The following is an 18,983-nucleotide window of genomic DNA, read 5'->3' on the forward strand; positions in this document are numbered from 1 at the left end:
TCGGCTTTCCCAGCTCACAAGTTCACATAATAGGGCACGTAGTTTTTCGGGTGTATCCCACATAAAAGTATTCATAATTTTTGCTCCTTTTGATAGTAAAGTATTTTATTTTTCAAGATGATGTAAATAGATAATTAGAAGAGAAATACATATTTTTATCGTTATTTATTTTTCACTATATGAAATTTAATCTACATAGTGGAATATAAATTCATCGTAAATGCAAAACAACAAATTGTCAATTTTAATTTTTGTGAATACTCGTAATTTTCCACACTAATTGAGTGGAACTATGTATATATTTCATGTAGCATCTATTTATATGCATAAAAATTAGTTAAAATAAAATGAAACTATATTCAAAAGCGGGCTACATGTAAAAAATTGAAGGTACATAAAAATTTGATAATTTGCATGAATTTTAATTTCATAATGATCCTAGTTAAAGTTAACTGGATCTATAAAAACCTTAAGATAGTGATCATATGGGGAAATGAAAGGGAGTAATTGTAATGATTCAATCAATCGAAAGAGCTATGTTAGTTATAAATATATTGGCGAAGCATCCGAAGCGTTTTTTTACTGTGCAAGAAATTTTTAATGAAACAGACTTGCCTACTAGCACAATTTACAGATTATTATATACATTAGAAAGTTTTGATTTAGTAGAGAGAAATGAGAATAAAAAAGAATTTCGATTAGGGTATACATGGTTGCAACTTGGCATGAAAATGTATCATGAGACGGATATTAGAGAAAAAGCACATCCTCTATTAGAAAACCTTGCATATAATGTTCGCGAAACAATCTATTTAAGTATTGCGAAACAGTTTGCATCCATTATTATTGATCGAATTGATAGTCCTAAAAATGTCCGTATTATTGATATGATTGGTGAAAAAATCCCGTATCCTATAGGAGCTCCAAATAAAGTATTGCTTGCGTTTTCTAAAAGCGATGTACAGCAACAATTTTTCCAACAACTTGAGGAGCCTGAGAAAGAAAAATTGATAGAGAGCCTCAATGATGTAAGAGAAAAAGGCATTGCCATAAGCGTTGGAGAAAAAACAAAGGGGACAGTATCCATAGCAGCTCCTATATTTGATTCAAATAAACAAATAATTGCAGCCATTAGTGCAGAGTGCTTTGAATATGATACAGATGCTGAAAAATTAGAAAGTATAACACAGGAAGTCATTAAAACGGCACAGCAACTATCCTATGAATTAGGATATATATAAAAATTATTTCCTTCGATAAAAAACCATCTAGTGTCAAAAAATAGTGGACATTAGATGGTTGATTTTTTATGAAAAGTGAGATAGTACAGTTTTTTGAATTACTGTTGCTTGCTACTCATGAACCTTTGATAATAGTGGCCTTTCGTAGGTTTTATATTTAGCCATAGTAGAATAATAGCTACAAATACCATCATAAAGGATGCGCTAACGACAACTGATCGTATAGTTATCCATTCAGCAAAAATCCCAAAAATAGCAGTAAAAATAATAATAAAAAGGGCTTCAAAAAATCCATAAATACTTCCTATTCTACCCATGCTCTCAGAAGGAATATTATTTTGATAAAATGTATAAAATCCTGTATTCGCAAAGGCAGTAGCAAAGGATAATACAAAGCAACCTAAAGCAGCTATAAGAAAGGAAAAGGCGGATGTAAATATTAAATAGCCCAATGCTGTTACGAGAGACCCCATACCTATTAACCAAGAAGTTGGTATTTTTTCAACAATAACAGAGTTGGTTAGCGAGCCAATTAAAACACCTACCCCTGCGATACTGACTAAAATACCATATTCTCCTTCGGATAAAGCTAATATTTGTGTTGCAAAGGCAGCCTCCAAAGAATCAGTAGCTGTCATCAAGATGATGATAGCACTAAACAACAAATAGACAACCATCACATAGGAATTTTTTAAGCTAAAGCGTATGACCATCTGCCAATCCTGAAGCAATACGCGATAAAAGGATGTTTTTTCTGTACGGTTAACAAATTTTTCAAGGGCTTCAATATTTGGCATTTTGAACGTTATACAGGCTGATAGAAATAAAGCAATCGCGTTTAAATATATGGCCATATGGGGTGTTCCGACTGTGAATAAGAAACCTGCGATTGCTGGCCCAGTTAGAAATGCACCAGAGTCAAGTAAGCTGCGTAATGAATTAAAGCGTTTCCTTTGATCGATAGGAATTAACTTAGTGATATAAGTCATAGATGTCGGCTGATACATAGAGCTAGCTGCTGTAATGAGAAAAACAAGGACATACATCCACAAGAGGCTTGTAAAGCAGGGGAGTATGACAATGAGTATAGATTGAATCATATTTAGAATAATCATTAGCTTTTTCTTATTAAAACGATCGATTAGGCTCCCTGACCAAAAATTAGTGAACAAGGAAGAGATCGCTCTTACAATATACAATCCAGAGACAGCCAGAGCAGATTCTGTGAGGTTTAACACAATTAAATTTAAGGCGATAAAATAAATCCATTCGCCAACACTGGAAACACCAATACTACATAATAGAATGGCAGGATAGCGCCAGCTTTCTAAAGCTTTTCTCATATAAATTCCTCCTTAAGCAAAGTGACGATTTGCAAAATAAAAAACCCCACCCCCAAGACGATTAGTCTTAGGGACGAGGTTGTAGAATTTATATACTCACGTGGTGCCACCCTAGTTCACTATTATGTCACCATAATAGCCTTTTCAGTACGGCATAAAGCCTATGCTTATACTGTAACTCTATAACGGGAGTTCCCGTCGCACCATCATTCAAACAAAATCCAATGCGCTACTCCGAGGCTTGTTTCAATAATTCGTTCTTACTCGTTTTCAGCAATCCGAGCTCTCTTGGAAGAACAGCCTTATTTACTCTTCTCTTCAATGTATTTTCGCTAGTGTAACATATGTACATAATTCTGGTAAATAGTACTATAAAAATTTAACTAATTATTTTGTAGAAAGATTTTTAATTGTGTTATAAGCGACTGGCAAAGCTGTATGGATAAAACAGCATTCAAAGGATTTTCAAGTGAATGATTAAGGTCCTCCAAAACGGCAAGCTGAAGGGTAGCAAGTTGGGCTAGCTTCTCCTGTGAATAATGAGGGTCAGCTGTACCAATTGCCAAAAATGCATGCTTGTCTAATAGATTTATCATTGTATGTTGAAGAGAAAGTAATGGGGTGAAAAGTACATAACGAGCAGGGATAGAAGAGGTCTGCTGCATATAATAATCGACAATAGGCATAGTACCTAGAGATTTTCCTAGATAAACGACTTCTCTATAAGGCTTTGATTGCAAGCTGTTCTCTACAATCGGGTTGGCAACACGATAGACCATTTTTGATATGGCTTGGGAGTCCTGTTCGAATTGCTGTTGCTCAAATGTATAATTGATTTGGACGACATCATAGCCAAGTTCTAGCATTAATGCTGTAGAATAATAAAGTATAGGTTTATCATAGGTATAGCCCGTGCCAGAGAGCATAAAGCATATCTTATCGCTTTTTCTATCAAAAAAGTTGTAGGATATACCATTATACATGGCTTGCTTAGGTTTGATTTTCATGAATATTCCTCCATCATTTCTATATATAGTATATAATTTTACTATAGCAAGGAGGGAGAAATTTATGAAGGCTATTATTATCAATGAATTTGGTACATCTGATGTTTTAACATTTATTGATTGTCCAAAACCGATTATTTCTGAGGGAGAAGTCTTAATACGGACAACCTATACAAGCGTAAATTTCGCAGATCTTAAAAATCGCACAGGCAATAAAGCTAAAGCAAATTTTCCGATGGTTCTTGGTTTAGATGTTGCAGGGGTGATTGAAGAAGTTTTTAATGATAGCAGTGGTTTTCAAAAGGGTGACCAAGTTATCGCCTTCCCGAAAAACGGTGCTTATGCAGAATTTGTTGTAGCAAAGGAACAACTAGTTTTTAAAATTCCTAGTGGTTTACCAATCGAGAAGGTAGCAGCTGTACCGACTGTTTTATTTTTATCATATATGTTAACACATCAAATAGCAGCAATTGGTCAGCAGGATGCTGTCTTAATTCATGCTGCTTCTGGTGGGGTAGGGACAATGCTTGTCCAAATGGCAAAAAGGCTTGGAGCTAAACAGATTATAGGTACGGTAAGTAATTTAGAAAAAGCCCCAATCGTTTACCAGCTTGGTGCGGATCATGTACTTACATATGATCAATTTAGTACAAATGTCAATGAACTTACAATGGGTCGGGGTGTTGAAATTGTGTACGATTCCATTGCAGGAGCTATCACCGAGGAGAGTTTAAATTGCTTAGCGCCTTATGGCACTCTTGTCCAATTCGGGAATAGTGGAGGCAGAGCAGGAAATATAAAAACAGCAGATTTACACAGTAGCTGCCGTAATATAAAAGGATTTAGCTTAGGTACGACAAGAGCTTTGAAGCCAGAGCTGTTACAACATGTTGCACAAGATATTTTCTCTTTAGTAAAAGAAGAAAATTTTCAGGTGCCAATTGCTAAAGTATTTGCCTTAGAGGAAATGAAAAAGGCTCATGAATTTATGGAAAGTCGTCAGCACCAAGGAAAGATACTTATTAAAATATAAAAGCACAAAAAAGATGACACTCCAAATATGGGTGTCATCTTTTGTCGATCAACAATCTAGTTCAGTAAGTTTTTCATAAATACGTCTTTTACGATAAAGCATAATACCAGTTTCGGCTACATCCTGAATCATGCCTTTATTAGCATAGGCTCCAAAAACCATCCCTGCAATAGGGATCATTTGAAACAGCTTTTTCCAGCCAAGCTGATCACGGTATGTGTAAAATACTTCCTGCCATCCTTGAAGCTGAGAAATCATGTTATCTGAAGCCTTTTTTGAGCTATTCATAGTAGAAAGCTCCTGTAAGATTGCTTCTTTACCAACAATATCAGCAGAGGTAAATTGTAGACATTTTACAATAAAAATACGTTCCATTTTATCGTTCGGATCATAGCCATGTATAATTGCTATTTCTTGCAAAGTTTTTAGTGCAGTCCCTAAAATCATTGGAATATCAATAGCTAAAGTAAAGATGCCACCAAAGCCAGTAGAGGCCCCTTGTACAGTAGCAAATTTCACACGTTCGTTTTGTAATTTGTCACTGAGGGAGATCATGTCCTCTAAAGGAATCTGACCAATATCAGATATAGTTATAATATGCTGTGTGGAAGAATGGTCACGAATTTTTTGTATCATGGCTTGTTCATTGATTAAATACTTCCCACCTGACTGAATATAATTGCCTAGTTCATCTACCAATAAAGCAATTTTATTTTGAAGAAAGGCAGGTGTCATTTTATCTAATAATTTAAATGGTATTCTACCTAATTTCTCCCAAAACCATAAATCCTTTTGATCTTTTTCCCACACTTGAATTTCTTGTAAATGCTGCTCTAATAACTCTCGATTCTCCATTATTGTCTTATCCCCTTATGTGTCCATTTAACTTTAAATACGAAAAAAACTATATAAAGTTTCGCTTTATTTAAATGTGATTTCGACAAACTAATGAATCACATGCTATTGCCAAACGGAGGCAAGGAGTGCAATTCCTTCATTTATTTGCTGAAGTGTCAGTCCACCATACCCTATAATGATCATGGTTTCATTTGTTCGATTCTGATAGGAGGTAGAGCATGGATAGACTTGAACCCCTACCTCTTGAGCAAGCTGGATCGCTCTACTCTCGGTGAGATGTTGTGGTAGCTTGATGACTATATGAAGTCCGGATTTTTCACCGATTACTTGAAATTCATTTGAAAAATGTTTAGAGATGGCAGTCAATAATGCTTGCTGCTTTTTACGATAGATTGTTCGCATTTTTGCCAAATGCTTATCGAATAGACCTTGTGCAAGAAAGTCTGCTAAGACAAGCTGGTCTACTTTGGAGACAACAGATTTTTGCTCAGAATGAAAAGTCATAAACGGCACAACTAGAGACCTTGGAAGGATCATATAACTAATGCGTAATGATGGAAGCAATGTTTTCGAAAATGTTCCGAAATAAATGACACGCTGAAGCTGATCCATTTTTGCTAAAGACGGGATTGGTAGCCCCTTATAACGAAATTCAGAATCATAATCATCTTCAATAATAAGACCTGCGTTCGAGTTAGCCCATTGTAACAATGCCACTCTTCTTTCTATGGTCATAATCATGCCTAATGGAAATTGATGAGCAGGTGTTGTGTATAACATGTGAATTGGTGTTGAAGGGAGTGTAACCCCTGAATAGTCCACAGGAATCGCCTCTGTGGACAATCCACATTGCTGTAAAACGGCACGCACTCTTTTAAATCCTGGCTCCTCTAACCCAACGCGTGTCGCAGACCCAAGAAAATGACAAAGAGCCTGAAGCTGGCTTTGTGTACCACTATAAATAAATACCTGTGAAGCATCACAAGTAACCCCACGAGAACGCTCTACATAGCGGGCGATCTCTGTGCGTAAAGATGTCTCTCCCTCCCAAGGGCTTGTTGATAAGTTGTTACTATTAAAATGCTTTTTTGTTAGCTTGTGCCAAGTAGCATAGGGAAAAGCCTCGTTGTCCACATGTCCATTTGTAAAATCAAATTGTATATTGTTAGGGATATTGATACTTGGAACAGATACACTTCGGGGTACTTGCTGTAGCCAATCCAATTCAAATGGCGCAATAAAGTAACCAGAACGCTCTTTACTATAAATATAGCCTTCTGCAAGTAACTGCTCATAGGCTTCCTTTATGGTGTGTACACTCACATTCAATGTTAGGGCGAGAGCTCGCTTAGAAGGCAGTTGTTCATGAGCAAGTAATTTTTTAGTGATAATAGCATGCTTTATTTCTTCATAGATTTGAATGTATTTCGCTTGATTGCCTGTAAATATAATGGAGAGCTCCACATAATTGCCTCCTCCTCTGGTACGGTTGATTTTTTAGTAATTGGTTATATCTATCATATCAATTTTACCGTTAAATAAGTAAAAAAGGAGTGAAGTGTAGTGGAATTTATCACATTAGAAAATGAAGTAGTCAAACTAAAGCCTTTAGAGTTAAGCGATACTCAAGGTCTTTTAGAGGCAGGTAGTTATCCAGAGATTTGGTCACATATGTCCACAACGATAGAAAAAAGGGAGGATGTGAATAGCTTTGTGGAAAATGCATTAAAGGCAAAAAACGAAAAAACAGAATTTCCATTTGTGATTGTGGATAAACAATCAGGGGACATTATCGGGTCTACACGTTTTATGGATATTGATGACAAACATCAGCGATTAGAAATTGGCTATACATGGCTAACACCCGCATACTGGCGTACAGCTATTAATACTAATTGTAAGTATTTGCTATTACGATACTCTTTTGAGCATCTTCATTTACAACGTGTACAAATAAAAACGGATCATGATAATATCCGTTCTCAAAAAGCCATTGAGCGAATTGGTGCTACAAAAGAAGGAATATTGCGTAACCATATGATTCGCAAGGATGGGACAACTAGGCATACCGTTATATATAGCATCACAATAGAAGAATGGCCACAGGTGAAAATGCATTTAGAAAGGCTATTAGTGCAATTAGGATAGTCATAGGTATAAAAAGGGATTTATATAATCCATAAAACCTTTTTTTCTTATAAAAAGTGTCAAAAAATAAAGGGGAGGGTAGAGTAGAGTACCGAAAAATTGAAAGAGGGTAATCTACTTGAAACCAAAATACACGTTAAGACAAATTTATGGTGATAATGCTGTTTATACACCAAGAACACCGTATAGTGATAATCCGTGGATGATGGATGATCCTCATAAGCTAGATGCTTTAACCTCAAGAGAAGTTGCTATTGCAGATATTCCCGTGCTAGTACATCGAGCAACACAAACAGAAAAGGCGAAAGAGCTTCATCAATTAGCAGGATTACCATGGGTCGAACAGCCTTATAGTTATGAGACTCAAGAGGAATATCTGGCACAGATCCAAACTTGGTGTAAGGAGGGGAAAACCATTGTATGTCAATATATACATGACCTGGAGCATATGGATCGTCAATGTTATTGGATGGATGCGGAGAAATTTAATGAGTTGAATACAAAAGCTTATATTGATCATTTAATTGATAGCAAATATGTACCAAGTCGTCTAAATGTGGAGACGTATAGACTTTCAGATGCCATTAAAAATTGGCAGCCCCCTGTAGTATTAAAGCCTGGTGATGATTCGCCAACTTCGGGAGGATATGGTGTTACCATTTGTCATAATAAAGATGAGTTGACGGAGGGTTTACGACAATTTCGCATGACTGGAACTGAAAGTATAATTATTGAAGAGCTTTTACAGACAAAGGACAACTATAGCTGTCAATTTGTTTACTCAGAGGAGCTAGGTATTCAATACTTAGGAGCTTCCCAGCAAATTACGGATGATAAAGGGATTTACGAAGGGAATATCATTGTAGATAAAGTACCCGAAAAAGTAATTGAAGTAGGAAAGCATATTATGGAACGTGGCGTTGAGGAAGGCTTTGTCGGTGTGGCAGGCTTTGATTTGATTGTCACGGAAGCTGGTGATGTTCAAGCGATAGACTTAAATTTCCGCCAAAATGGTTCCACCTCTATGCTGATGTTTCATGATGCTTTAGGAAAGCCCATCAATAAATTTAGCTCCTATTCATCACAAAGCCCACAACAGAATGATCACTTCTATCAAACAATTAAGAAATATATAGAGCAGGGGATGTTATTTCCTTTATCTTTCTATGATGGTGATTATTTCAAGGAGTCCGTCCCTTCAAGATTTGTTGGTGTATGGTATGCAGATACGCTAGAAGAAATTGAAAATCGAGAGAAAGAATTATTATCTGAAGAAAAGAATGGTCTTTAATCGACCATTCTTTTTTTATAGAAAATTGCTGCTAAAAACCAAGAAATAAGAGACCAAGCTATAATCGTCACCATAGGAATGATCATATCTGTCATGGAGTACTTTCCTTCTAATGCTTCTGCTAAAAGTAATAATTGAGAGCTTGGTAGCCACTCTGCAATTTTTAGAAAAGGGTAGGTAGATGCTAAAGTCAGTGCAAGTGGACCGAAGGAGAAAATAAAGATAACAGGTAAAACGATAATTGAGCCTTCCATAATAGACTTGGCAAATAGTCCACATATTGTTCCAAGTGCAATATAAAATACAGTAGATAATAATAAGGCTATAGATAAGATAACAAGATTGGCAGGTGTGTACCCAACAAGAAAGATAGAAAGTGCGAGTACAACAACGGTCACGATGAGAACAAATAAACTTTTGCCAATTAGAATATCTCCAAGTGAAGCAGGGGAAAGCATAAGGCTGCGTAATGTATTCTTTTCTTTTTCCTCTGCGATTAAACAGCATTGTATATAAGTTGTTACCATAGAAAACGTTATATTAATGGGTAGGAAATAAGCATCGATAGTAGCTGCTCCTGATTTGTTGTATAAAAATGCCAAAATTAGTGGTAGAAGTATCATTGTTGATACGGCATAGTTACGAGAAAATTCTTTATAATCTTTCACTAATATAGCTTGAATGCGTGTCATTGAAATGTTCATACTAAATCACTCCCTGTTATTTGCATAAAAATATCACCCAATGTTGGCTCATTTGTATTAATTCTTGTCACTTCATTGGAATGCATCCATTGATACAGCTTCTCTGCATCTTGTGCACCATTTTGTATAATTTCTTGCATACCATTTTTGAGTTCAACCGTTATGGAATCAGTACCAAATTCCTTTTTTAAGTCCTTTGGTGCACCTATTGCTCGGATTTTCCCCCTATGAAGGAATGCTACACGGTCACAAAGTATCTCTGCTTCGCTCATATCATGAGTAGTTAAAAATATCGTCGTACCCAAGTCATTTAATCTTCGTAAGCCATTATAAATATGCTGCGTATTCACAGGGTCCAAAGCAGAAGTAGGCTCATCTAAAAATAACAGTTCAGGCTTGTGCATAATGGCACGTGCAAGTGTAACACGTTGAATCATTCCTTTGGAAAGCTGACTGATCTTCTTTTTACGTTCTGCATATAAATTTACAAATTCTAAAGCTTCTTTTACAGCAGAATGAGATAGTTGATATAAATTACTATAAAGTAATAAATTCTCTTCAATAGATAGTCTTGTATACAAGCCGCTATTATCTGTTAAAATTCCAAAACGTTTACGGTTTTGACTTTGCTTCATTATAGATGCTGGTTGTCCAAATAACAGAACCTTGCCTTCCGATTTATCAGTTTGTGCTGTTAATATTTTAATAGTAGTTGTTTTACCAGAACCACTTGGCCCTAGAAAGCCGAATATTTCCCCTTTTTTAATGGTAAAAGAAACATCTTGTAATGCTGTTTCATTATTAAATGTTTTTTTTAAGTTTTGTACTTCAATCACTGCATTCATGTGTAAACCTCCTGTTTGTTGTTGATGTCTACACTATAAACAACAAGTAAAAGGGGTACAGTAGAAATTGGGTGAATGGCAGAAAAAAAAGCATGAGAAGAACAATATTGAAGGTGACAGGAGTCGTTTATTTCCTGGGAAATCTACTAAATTCCGAGTATTTCCTTTAAGGTTGCAAGTTTATTTTTCGACAATGGAACAACTGTCTTTTCTGTACTGTTGAGTGCTAAGCTATAGCTATTGCGTGTCCAAGTAATAATCTCTCGAACCTTTTGTAGATTAACAATATAAGAACGGTGGCTTCTAAAAAAGCCGAATGGTGTCAATTTTTGCTCCAGCTCGTTTAGTGATAGAGTACATGGATAGGCTTCACCAGCTACATAAATGGACACTTCTCCTTCTACGCTTTCGATATAATCTATTTCTGGTGGATTAAATAAAATAATTTTATCATTTTTCTTTGTTGGGATTTTATCTAGTCGAATTGGTGCATTTTCAAGAGGCCTTGGAGCTTGTTCAAGGCTACCCTCTTTTACATCTAAAGCATGTAAGGCTGCCCCATCTAATCGATATATAGTGGTACTTGCAACCATTAAATCTTCGAGATTATTTGATAATAAAATAATAATTTTACGCTCTTTTGAGAGATTTTTTAATAATTGTTGGATAGTTTGCTTCGAAAATTCATCTATATTTTGAAAGGGTTCCTCTATAATTTGAATAGATGTCGGATGTAGGTACATATTCAATAGCTTTAATCGCTGTTTTTCGCTATTAGAAAGCTTACTAATTCTATTATTATTTTGTTCAGTAAGCTTAAAAAGCTTCAATATATTCTCTGTTTCATTAGCTGGGCGGTTAAAAAGCTTTAAAATGAATTGGATATATTCGCGAGCTGTTAGTCGCTCATATAATGCGCTTTCACGAAAAGAAGTATAAGTATCATCTCGTTTCATAAACCATTGCATTAATGTATGTATTTTGGAAACATCTGTATAGATGCCTATAATCATGCCAGATTGTAGAGAAAGATGGAAGCTTGGATAAATAACATTGCCTGCTTCAATATATGGATCAACCTGAATATCAATATTTTGTTCCATGTTCATTCCTCCTGAATTTTGCTAGTTTGTAAAAAGTATTTGATATCAGTGTGTGCTTGTGAGTGACTCATTTGACAATAATTTGCGTTAGAGGCATCCATAAAGCCATGTAAGCCTTGATATTGTTTGATCTGAACATTCGGTATGCTTGCAAGTGTATCCTTCAATGATTGAACATCAAAGCTATCTTCATGGCTAGGTAAAACAACCAAAGTTGGACAAGATGGAATGTGATCAAGGTATTGGCGGATCCGTGAGCCATACACACAAATGACACGGTATAGGGGGAGTGTAGTTAATCTCCAGGCTAAAGTTGCACCTACACTATATCCAATTAGTATTACCTCGTTGTAATTTTCACAAGCCTCCAATATTTTTTGTGAAAGCAACTCAAGAGGAGCATCAAAGCCAACTGTCTGTAAGAAAAAGTCATAGGCTTGTTTTTCCTGCTCATATGGAAAGGAAAGCCCTGCTGGATAAAGTGAAATAAGGGAAACGGCAGTGTCCTCATTGCCGTATACTTGTATTTGTTCTTCAATAAAATGATTAACTCCATAGATTTCATGTAATATAAAAATTTTTCTTTTCATTGTGCCCTCTAATATCTTTTTTCCAATAGTGTATCAAAAAGTAAGTAAAACGTATAATCTGCTTTTAGAATGAACAGTGCAATGAATATTTTTATGTACAAATACATAAATTTAGTTATTTTACTCATTACATAAATGAAAATATTAATAAATGGTGACCACATCTGTTATTAATATCACGATTTGTTATAATTTTATTTGATAATGATTATCATTATCGTATAATGGAGTTAAGGAGGATTTTCCAAAGCAATATTTACATTTAGACATTTACGATTGAGCTGTCATGCAGTTTAGAGTTAGTCCAATTGTTGAGATAGTAATGACCAAATGAAAGGTGTGTTAGGAATTGTTAGAACAAGAATTGTATGATGTAACCATTATTGGTGGTGGGCCAGCGGGTTTATATTCAAGCTTTTATTGTGGTTTACGTGAAATGAAAACCAAGCTAATTGAATCACAACCACAGCTAGGCGGTAAAATTCATGTTTATCCAGAGAAAATGATTTGGGATGTTGGAGGTGTAACGCCTATTTCAGGGGGACAACTAATTAAACAATTAGTTGAGCAAGCCTTAACCTTTAATCCTTCTATTTATACAAATGAAAAAGTGCTGTCCATTACTAAAAATGAAGATGGCATTTTTGTCATTGCAGCAGAGTCAGGGAATATTCATTATTCCAAAACGGTTATCGTTGCTATTGGTGGTGGCATTCTAAATCCTCAAAAAATTGAAATTGAAGGGGCTGAACGCTTTGAAGTATCTAATTTAAATTACACAATTAAATCCTATGAAAAATTTAAAGATAAGGCAGTTATTATTTCTGGTGGTGGCAACACAGCGGTAGACTGGGCATTAGAATTAACGGAGGTGGCATCCAAGGTCTATTTAACTTATCGAAAAGATACATTGTCTGCACATGAGGCTCAAATTACAGAGCTTGCAAATAGTTTGATCGAATGCCATTTCAATTCTGAAATTACTAAGCTGATTGCAGATGATCAAGCAGGAATGATTAAAGCTATTGCTTTAACAAATCATGAAACAGGGACTGTAACAGAAATTCCTATTGATGAAGTTGTTATTAGTCATGGGTATGTGCGTGATAAAGAATTGTTAGATAATAGTCCATTAGCCATTGAGCGCAAAAATGATTATTTTATCGCTGGTACGATTAATAGTGAATCATCGATCCCAGGCCTTTATGCTGCTGGTGATATTTTGAGCCATGATGGTAAAATTCATTTAATTGCAGCAGCCTTTCATGATGCACTTCATGCAGTGAATAGTGCGAAGAAGTATATTCAACCTGATGCTTCTGAGGGAGGTATTGTTTCCTCACATAATGACATTTTCAAACAACGTAATCGTAAACTATTACAGGAAAGTTTAAAATAATCATTTTTAGGAGCACTAATATATTGTTGGTGTTCCTTTCTTTTTGTCTTGATGTATATATTTTAGAAGAAATACTTCTGATGGACTGTCAATATAAAAAAGTAAACATATCGCTGATTATGGAATATATATAAGAAAATTATACAGAGAATATGATTGTCATGGATATCGCGAAACATTTTTATAAAGAACCTATCTATTTGAGAAAAAAATGAGTGTTCGTCAAATGCTTATCTCACGGATGTGATTAATCAAAAATCTAAAATATACCTGAGAAATTCTCATTTATCCATTAAAGAATTTGCTGAAAAATCTCCAAGACGCTTCCGTAAATATATGAATTATCAAATACCTAATGAAAAATAACTTTCATTAGGTGTTTTTCATCTAGAAAGAACATAGCTTTTCCTTTTTTGGACACCCTAAACTAGAAAAAATGACATGGGGTGATGATCATGAAAATAGAAAGGTCGTCCGAGTGGGAAGAGGGCTTTATCGATCGATTAAATCATCTTGAAAAATGGGATAGCTGGACATTGTACAAGATGAACTATGATATTGTGAAAATGAAACTAATTCCTGATTTTACAGGATTGCAGGCTACAAAGTATTTACCTAATTTACAACCTTTGAAACACCAGTTAGAAGCAGCCGAAACAGTTATTGAACGTATGAATGGGAAAGCTATTTTAGCTGATGAGGTGGGGCTAGGTAAAACGATTGAAGCGGGCTTAATCTTAAAGGAATACCTTATTAGAGGGCTTGTGAAAAGAGCATTAATTTTGGCACCAGCTTCTTTAATTAATCAGTGGATTGAAGAGCTAAACATAAAATTTCATATTCCTGCCGTTGCATATAAAAAAAATTGCCCGATAGAGCGCTATGATGTCCTCATTATGAGTATGGATACGGCAAAAAAGAGTCCACATAGAGAGCGCATTTATGAGCAGGATTATGACATGATAATTATTGATGAGGCACATAAATTAAAAAATAATAAAACACAAATTTACGAGTTTGTACAAGGCTTAAAGAAAAAGTTCTGCTTATTATTAACTGCCACACCTATTCAAAATGATATCTTTGAATTGTATTATTTAATCTCCTTATTAAAGCCTGGACATCTAGGTAACTATGACGCCTTCCAATCGGCTTTCTCTGCTAGCAAGCATGATTTAGAACATGATGATTATTTAAAAGAGTTGGTTAATCAGGTAATGGTCAGAAATCGTAGGGAAGATACGGGGATTGATTGGACAAATCGTCGTGTTCAAATTGTACCGATTACATTTACGAACGAAGAAAGAGAAGTTTACGAAATGCTTGGCAACCTTCAAAACACAGGGTCATTTTCATTAATTACGTTGCAAAAAGAAATGTGTAGTAGTAAGGAAGCTACAGCCTTAACATTAACGAATATGCTAGAGGATCATGTGCAACCACAAGAAATTGAAGCGATTATTACTAAATTAATGACCTTGGAAGTGAATTCAAAGGCGGAAAAGACATTGGAAATTGTTAAGCAAGCGAATGACAAGGTTATTATTTTTACAGAATATCGTGCTACGCAAATATATTTGCAATGGTACTTACATTCTAATGGCATATCAAGCGTGCTGTTTAATGGTAAATTTAATAAAAGTAAACGAGATTATATGAAGCACCTATTTAAAGAAAGAGCCCAGGTGCTCATCGCTACCGAGGCAGGAGGAGAGGGGATAAACCTTCAATTTTGTCATCATGTGATTAACTATGATTTACCTTGGAATCCAATGAAGCTAGAGCAACGTATTGGTCGTGTCCATCGTTTGGGACAGGAGCATGATGTCCATATTTATAACCTTGCCATTGAACATACAATTGAAGAGAAAATCTTGGAATTGCTTCATACAAAGATTGATGTGTTCGAGAAGGTGGTTGGCGATTTAGATGCTATTTTAACAAACTTTAAAGAATCTGTATAAGGTAGGTGCAGCTATGTATCCGCAGCAAGTTCACCACTATTTAAAGGAATTTTTTATGGAGAATGACTGTGAAATCTTAGGAGAAGAGAATCATTATCTAACCGTTCAATTAACGATAGACATAGATAAAAGAATTATGAATAGGCCATTTTATTGGCAATATGTTGAAGCAACAAATAGTGAACCAAACCCAGCGCAAGTAACCTTCATTACAAATCAAACCGCAATGGCTGGTAACCTATTTGGGGAAGCTATTCATTACGGCTCACCACGTTTAAATCAGATATTTTTAGCTACAAGGGAACTAGGAGCCTATGTTCAATTGTATGAAAAAGTGGATCGTGATATGGGGCAGGTTATTTTAACGCCCTGGTTAGGTGTTAACTTTAAAGTTTCGTATTGCTGTGATCGTACAAAAGAAATGCTTTACTCATTTGGCATTAATTTATTGACCGGCGTCATCAAGGAGGATTTTCATGAAACGATTTGTACTTCGGACTTTAACATAGAACCTGAAGAAAATGTATTTCATGTGCAATATATTATTAAGCCTGCCAGAGCACTGGAAAGATTGAAAGCTACAATTGAGTCAATTATTGAGCAGGATGATCATTTCTGGGCAACGGAAGCACAAAAACGATGGCAACGTGATCAACGTGTATTAGATTATTTTTATGAGGATATAGAGGAAAAACCAGAGTGTTATGAAATTGAAAGAAAAGCATTAGAGGAGCAATATGAAGCAAAAATTAAAATAGAAGTCATTAATGGGGGATTATTTTATCTCTTTTAAATGAGGAGCTGTCTGACAAAGGGACAGCTCTTTTTTACTTTAATGATCTTCAACCATGCTTTGAAGCTGAGCCAATTTATTATCCCAAAATAAATGAAAGTATTGGAGCCAATCTTCAATCTCCTTTAAACGCTCACTATGCAGCGTATAGATTTTTTCACGACCTTTTTTTTGAGCAGAGATTAGCTCCGCCTGTTCCAATATTTTTAAATGCTTTACAACAGCCGTTCGACTAATCGTAAAATGCTCAGTAATTTTGGAAATAGGTCTGTCGCTTGCTGCAAGGAGCTGTAAAACACTTCTTCTTGTGGGATCAGCGATTGCTTGAAAAACATCATACTTTATGGCTGCTTCAGTCATTAGAATTCAGCAGCCTCTTTTAATTTATGATTAATAATCATTGTCCATCCGTTATCCATATTAGTACGTACGGCTTCAGTAGCAGTGTTTACTTTAGGAATAATATGTGAAGCTTCCTTCCAGCCACCATGTGTTAAAGTAAGTTCAGTAAGCTTGCCTACTTCTTTTAACTCAAAAGTTACGAACCAGCCATCTTGATCCCAAGCAAACCGTAGAAAGTGCGGTGCATCTACACGTTCTACTTTACAGGGTGATGGGCCGAACGGTGATTGAATAGTGAATTCGTACCCTTCGATAGGTTGAAAATCATTTGGCATAAACCAAGAAGCTATTTTGTCAGCTGTTGCGACAGTCTCCCAAACTTTTTCGATAGGGGCATTCAATGTAATTGTTTTGACAATATCCTGTAATTTTTCAGTCATGTTCCAATACTCCTTTTTGATTGATGAATGATACCTCTGTGTAATGGTATTCAACGTTATTAAGTCCACTAGCAGAGGAATCTGTATAAAATATAACCATAAGGTGTTATGAATATATAACACCTTATGGTTATATGTCAACGGAAAAATTTCGTATCTTTCTGTTGGTCTTGGCGTATGTTACAATTACTTTTATAATTTTCTGACAGAAAGGGTGGCGTAATATGGTCAATATATCTGTATTCTTAGTTATGTGCATTTTACTTATTATTTTACCTGGCCCTGATACAGCGATTGCAACAAAAAACACACTGACTGTAAGTAGAAAGGGCGGTTTACAAACAATCATTGGTTCTTGTTGCGGTTTATTAATTCATACTTGTGCGGCTGTTATTGGCCTTTCGGCGATCATTGTGAAATCTGCCTATATATTTGCTGTTTTAAAATATGTTGGTGCGGTTTATTTATGTTATTTAGGAATCAAGACCTTGTGGACACTGCGAGCAATTCGAACACAATCTCCAGTTGTACAAGATGAAGCAAGTATAGAACACAAATATTCTCAACAATCCTGCTTTAAACAAGGGTTTCTCACAAATGTGACAAATCCAAAGGTCGCAGTATTTTTCCTAACATTTCTCCCTCAATTTGTAGATGGAAATAGTGGAACATTTTTTCCCTTTTTAATAATGGGTCTCATTTATACAGCATTAACAATGCTATGGTTTATCTTCTACGTGTACCTTTTAGATCGAATTAGTGCATTTATGAAAAAACCATCAACTAAGGCAGTAATTGAAGGATTAACAGGTGCAATATTAATTGCGTTTGGCATTAAATTAGCATTAGAAAAAGCGCACTAAAAAATACACCACTATAAAGGTGGTGTATTTTTTGTTGGTAGTTATTAAGATAGGGTCGTTTCTCTCTTTGAAAAATTTCTATTTAGGTTGGCTTATATTTGTCAGTAGAAGATTTTTAAGTCTTTCTTGTAAAAATTTTTTCTTTTCTGCACGCTTTTTATAGATAGAAAAAGATTTTATAACAAATAAAGCAACTAGTATGATGACAATCAATGAAATAAATGAAAATAACATCGTAAAATCCTCTATCCGATTAGTTACATAGAAAGTTCGTTAGTAACAAAAATTTTATTCGTAATAACAAAGGTTAATAATATATTTAAAGCAATTAATTTTGGTCTGCCTTGTTGCTGAATAATAATGTGAGAAAACTTTAAATTAGCTATACGGTTAGCCAATGTATACTCCTCGGCTCCTGTTACCTGTCTACCATCGGGGGTACACCCTAAAACAAAATGCCCAGCGTAAGAATTCTTGAGCACATAGGGATGCATGGATTGATAATGAACTTCCATGATCGTATCTGCTTCAATCATATAATGATGAGTTACTAGAAATTTTTTTAATGCGCCTTTTAGGTCAATGGCGATGGCTGTATCAGCTAGAATTGTGCGAAAATAAACAGGCACGATGTTGGCATGTTTAATATAAGGCTTTACCTCAATGCAGATTTCACCAGAATGTTGTACAAATAGCTGAATAATTGCTTGATGAATTCCATCTGTTAAAGTGACCATGGTATTTCCGAAATGAGCACTTTTAAAGAAAATACTGTCATCAGCAATATAGCCAACAGCAATATGACGATTCTCAATATGTAGCGATTTTGCTTTCACTCCTAAAACTTCCTCACAGTTCTTTAATTCATAAACATGTTGCTGAAATGTAAGACCTAAATAATGCCTATTAACTATTCGATTTTCAAGCAATTGCTTCAACATCTGTTACATCTCCAATCTTTGATAAATTATGACAATATTTATAATTGATTGTAGGTCATATAACTCTCAAAAAACTCT

The 18,983-nt window shown here is 35.2% G+C and carries 19 protein-coding genes and 1 other annotated feature; of the genes, 8 read left to right on the forward strand and 11 right to left on the reverse strand.

Translation table 11 applies throughout. The features are described 5' to 3' along the window. The first annotated feature begins 512 nt into the window (after nt 1-512). Nucleotides 513-1,241 carry an IclR family transcriptional regulator gene (locus HCH28_RS00005; RefSeq protein WP_221678993.1) on the forward strand — a complete coding sequence of 243 codons (729 nt, stop codon included), beginning with the start codon at nt 513-515 and terminating at the stop codon, nt 1,239-1,241. Nucleotides 1,242-1,339: 98 nt separating this feature from the next. Here HCH28_RS00005 and HCH28_RS00010 read toward each other — a convergent pair whose 3' ends face one another. Next, nucleotides 1,340-2,584, reverse strand: a complete 1,245-nt coding sequence (locus tag HCH28_RS00010; protein ID WP_221678996.1) for an MFS transporter — start codon at nt 2,582-2,584, stop codon at nt 1,340-1,342. Between the two features lie 66 nt (nt 2,585-2,650). Further along, nucleotides 2,651-2,915 (reverse strand) — a binding site (T-box leader). A gap of 52 nt (nt 2,916-2,967) precedes the next feature. Next, a complete protein-coding gene (locus HCH28_RS00015) occupies nt 2,968-3,591 on the reverse strand; it encodes a hypothetical protein (RefSeq protein ID WP_221678997.1) in 624 nt (207 codons plus the stop codon). Nucleotides 3,592-3,655: 64 nt separating this feature from the next. Between HCH28_RS00015 and HCH28_RS00020 the strand changes: the two genes are divergently transcribed. Further along, nucleotides 3,656-4,624, forward strand: coding sequence for a quinone oxidoreductase family protein (locus HCH28_RS00020; RefSeq protein ID WP_221678998.1), 969 nt, complete (start codon nt 3,656-3,658; stop codon nt 4,622-4,624). Between the two features lie 48 nt (nt 4,625-4,672). Here the strand turns inward: HCH28_RS00020 and HCH28_RS00025 are convergent, their stop codons facing one another. Both HCH28_RS00025 and pdxR read right to left on the reverse strand, forming a co-directional pair. After that, nucleotides 4,673-5,479 carry an EcsC family protein gene (locus tag HCH28_RS00025; RefSeq protein ID WP_009373716.1) on the reverse strand — a complete coding sequence of 269 codons (807 nt, stop codon included), beginning with the start codon at nt 5,477-5,479 and terminating at the stop codon, nt 4,673-4,675. A gap of 105 nt (nt 5,480-5,584) precedes the next feature. After that, nucleotides 5,585-6,946: a MocR-like pyridoxine biosynthesis transcription factor PdxR gene (gene pdxR, locus HCH28_RS00030; protein WP_221678999.1), complete on the reverse strand. Its 1,362-nt coding sequence runs from the start codon at nt 6,944-6,946 to the stop codon at nt 5,585-5,587. A gap of 99 nt (nt 6,947-7,045) precedes the next feature. Here pdxR and HCH28_RS00035 point away from each other — a divergent pair, with 99 nt between their 5' ends. Beyond that, nucleotides 7,046-7,630, forward strand: a complete 585-nt coding sequence (locus HCH28_RS00035; protein ID WP_221679001.1) for a GNAT family N-acetyltransferase — start codon at nt 7,046-7,048, stop codon at nt 7,628-7,630. Between the two features lie 118 nt (nt 7,631-7,748). Then, nucleotides 7,749-8,921 (forward strand): L-aspartate--L-methionine ligase LdmS, encoded by a 1,173-nt coding sequence (gene ldmS, locus HCH28_RS00040; protein WP_221679003.1) that lies wholly within the window; start codon nt 7,749-7,751, stop codon nt 8,919-8,921. Here ldmS and HCH28_RS00045 read toward each other — a convergent pair. The 4 genes from HCH28_RS00045 to HCH28_RS00060 all read right to left on the reverse strand — a co-directional run bounded on the left by HCH28_RS00045 (nt 8,918) and on the right by HCH28_RS00060 (nt 12,163). Further along, a complete protein-coding gene (locus HCH28_RS00045; protein ID WP_221679004.1) occupies nt 8,918-9,625 on the reverse strand; it encodes an ABC transporter permease in 708 nt (235 codons plus the stop codon). The genes ldmS and HCH28_RS00045 overlap by 4 nt on opposite strands. Further along, nucleotides 9,622-10,470, reverse strand: coding sequence for an ABC transporter ATP-binding protein (locus tag HCH28_RS00050; RefSeq protein WP_221679006.1), 849 nt, complete (start codon nt 10,468-10,470; stop codon nt 9,622-9,624). Before HCH28_RS00050 ends, HCH28_RS00045 begins: the two co-directional genes overlap by 4 nt. 146 nt (nt 10,471-10,616) lie before the next feature. Then, on the reverse strand, nt 10,617-11,573 hold the full coding sequence (locus tag HCH28_RS00055) for a LytTR family transcriptional regulator DNA-binding domain-containing protein (protein ID WP_221679008.1): 957 nt from the start codon (nt 11,571-11,573) through the stop codon (nt 10,617-10,619). 2 nt (nt 11,574-11,575) lie between these two features. Then, entirely contained in the window at nt 11,576-12,163 is a 588-nt protein-coding gene (locus tag HCH28_RS00060; RefSeq protein WP_221679010.1) for a dienelactone hydrolase family protein, read from the reverse strand. A gap of 349 nt (nt 12,164-12,512) precedes the next feature. Between HCH28_RS00060 and HCH28_RS00065 the strand changes: the two genes are divergently transcribed. The 3 genes from HCH28_RS00065 to HCH28_RS00075 all read left to right on the forward strand — a co-directional run bounded on the left by HCH28_RS00065 (nt 12,513) and on the right by HCH28_RS00075 (nt 16,319). Beyond that, nucleotides 12,513-13,562, forward strand: a complete 1,050-nt coding sequence (locus tag HCH28_RS00065; RefSeq protein WP_221679013.1) for an NAD(P)/FAD-dependent oxidoreductase — start codon at nt 12,513-12,515, stop codon at nt 13,560-13,562. 449 nt (nt 13,563-14,011) lie between these two features. Continuing rightward, a complete protein-coding gene (locus tag HCH28_RS00070) occupies nt 14,012-15,526 on the forward strand; it encodes a DEAD/DEAH box helicase (protein WP_255600290.1) in 1,515 nt (504 codons plus the stop codon). 13 nt (nt 15,527-15,539) lie between these two features. Beyond that, nucleotides 15,540-16,319 carry a YqhG family protein gene (locus tag HCH28_RS00075; RefSeq protein WP_221679017.1) on the forward strand — a complete coding sequence of 260 codons (780 nt, stop codon included), beginning with the start codon at nt 15,540-15,542 and terminating at the stop codon, nt 16,317-16,319. 39 nt (nt 16,320-16,358) lie between these two features. Here HCH28_RS00075 and HCH28_RS00080 read toward each other — a convergent pair whose 3' ends face one another. Together HCH28_RS00080 and HCH28_RS00085 are read right to left on the reverse strand one after the other, a co-directional pair. Further along, nucleotides 16,359-16,679 (reverse strand): ArsR/SmtB family transcription factor, encoded by a 321-nt coding sequence (locus tag HCH28_RS00080; RefSeq protein ID WP_221679019.1) that lies wholly within the window; start codon nt 16,677-16,679, stop codon nt 16,359-16,361. Further along, the gene (locus HCH28_RS00085) at nt 16,679-17,101 is read right to left on the reverse strand and encodes an SRPBCC family protein (protein WP_221679021.1); all 423 of its coding nucleotides are present in this window, start codon (nt 17,099-17,101) and stop codon (nt 16,679-16,681) included. The genes HCH28_RS00080 and HCH28_RS00085 overlap by 1 nt, the downstream gene beginning before the upstream one ends. A gap of 224 nt (nt 17,102-17,325) precedes the next feature. On the opposite strand from HCH28_RS00085, the gene HCH28_RS00090 reads away from it, so the two are divergent. Beyond that, entirely contained in the window at nt 17,326-17,964 is a 639-nt protein-coding gene (locus HCH28_RS00090; protein WP_221679023.1) for a LysE family translocator, read from the forward strand. A 257-nt stretch (nt 17,965-18,221) separates the two neighbouring features. Here the strand turns inward: HCH28_RS00090 and HCH28_RS00095 are convergent, their stop codons facing one another. Beyond that, a complete protein-coding gene (locus HCH28_RS00095; protein WP_004229831.1) occupies nt 18,222-18,905 on the reverse strand; it encodes a hypothetical protein in 684 nt (227 codons plus the stop codon). Nucleotides 18,906-18,983 lie beyond the last annotated feature (78 nt).

This window comes from Lysinibacillus sp. K60 (genome assembly GCF_019731275.1).
GTDB classification, from domain to species: Bacteria; Bacillota; Bacilli; order Bacillales_A; family Planococcaceae; genus Lysinibacillus; species Lysinibacillus capsici.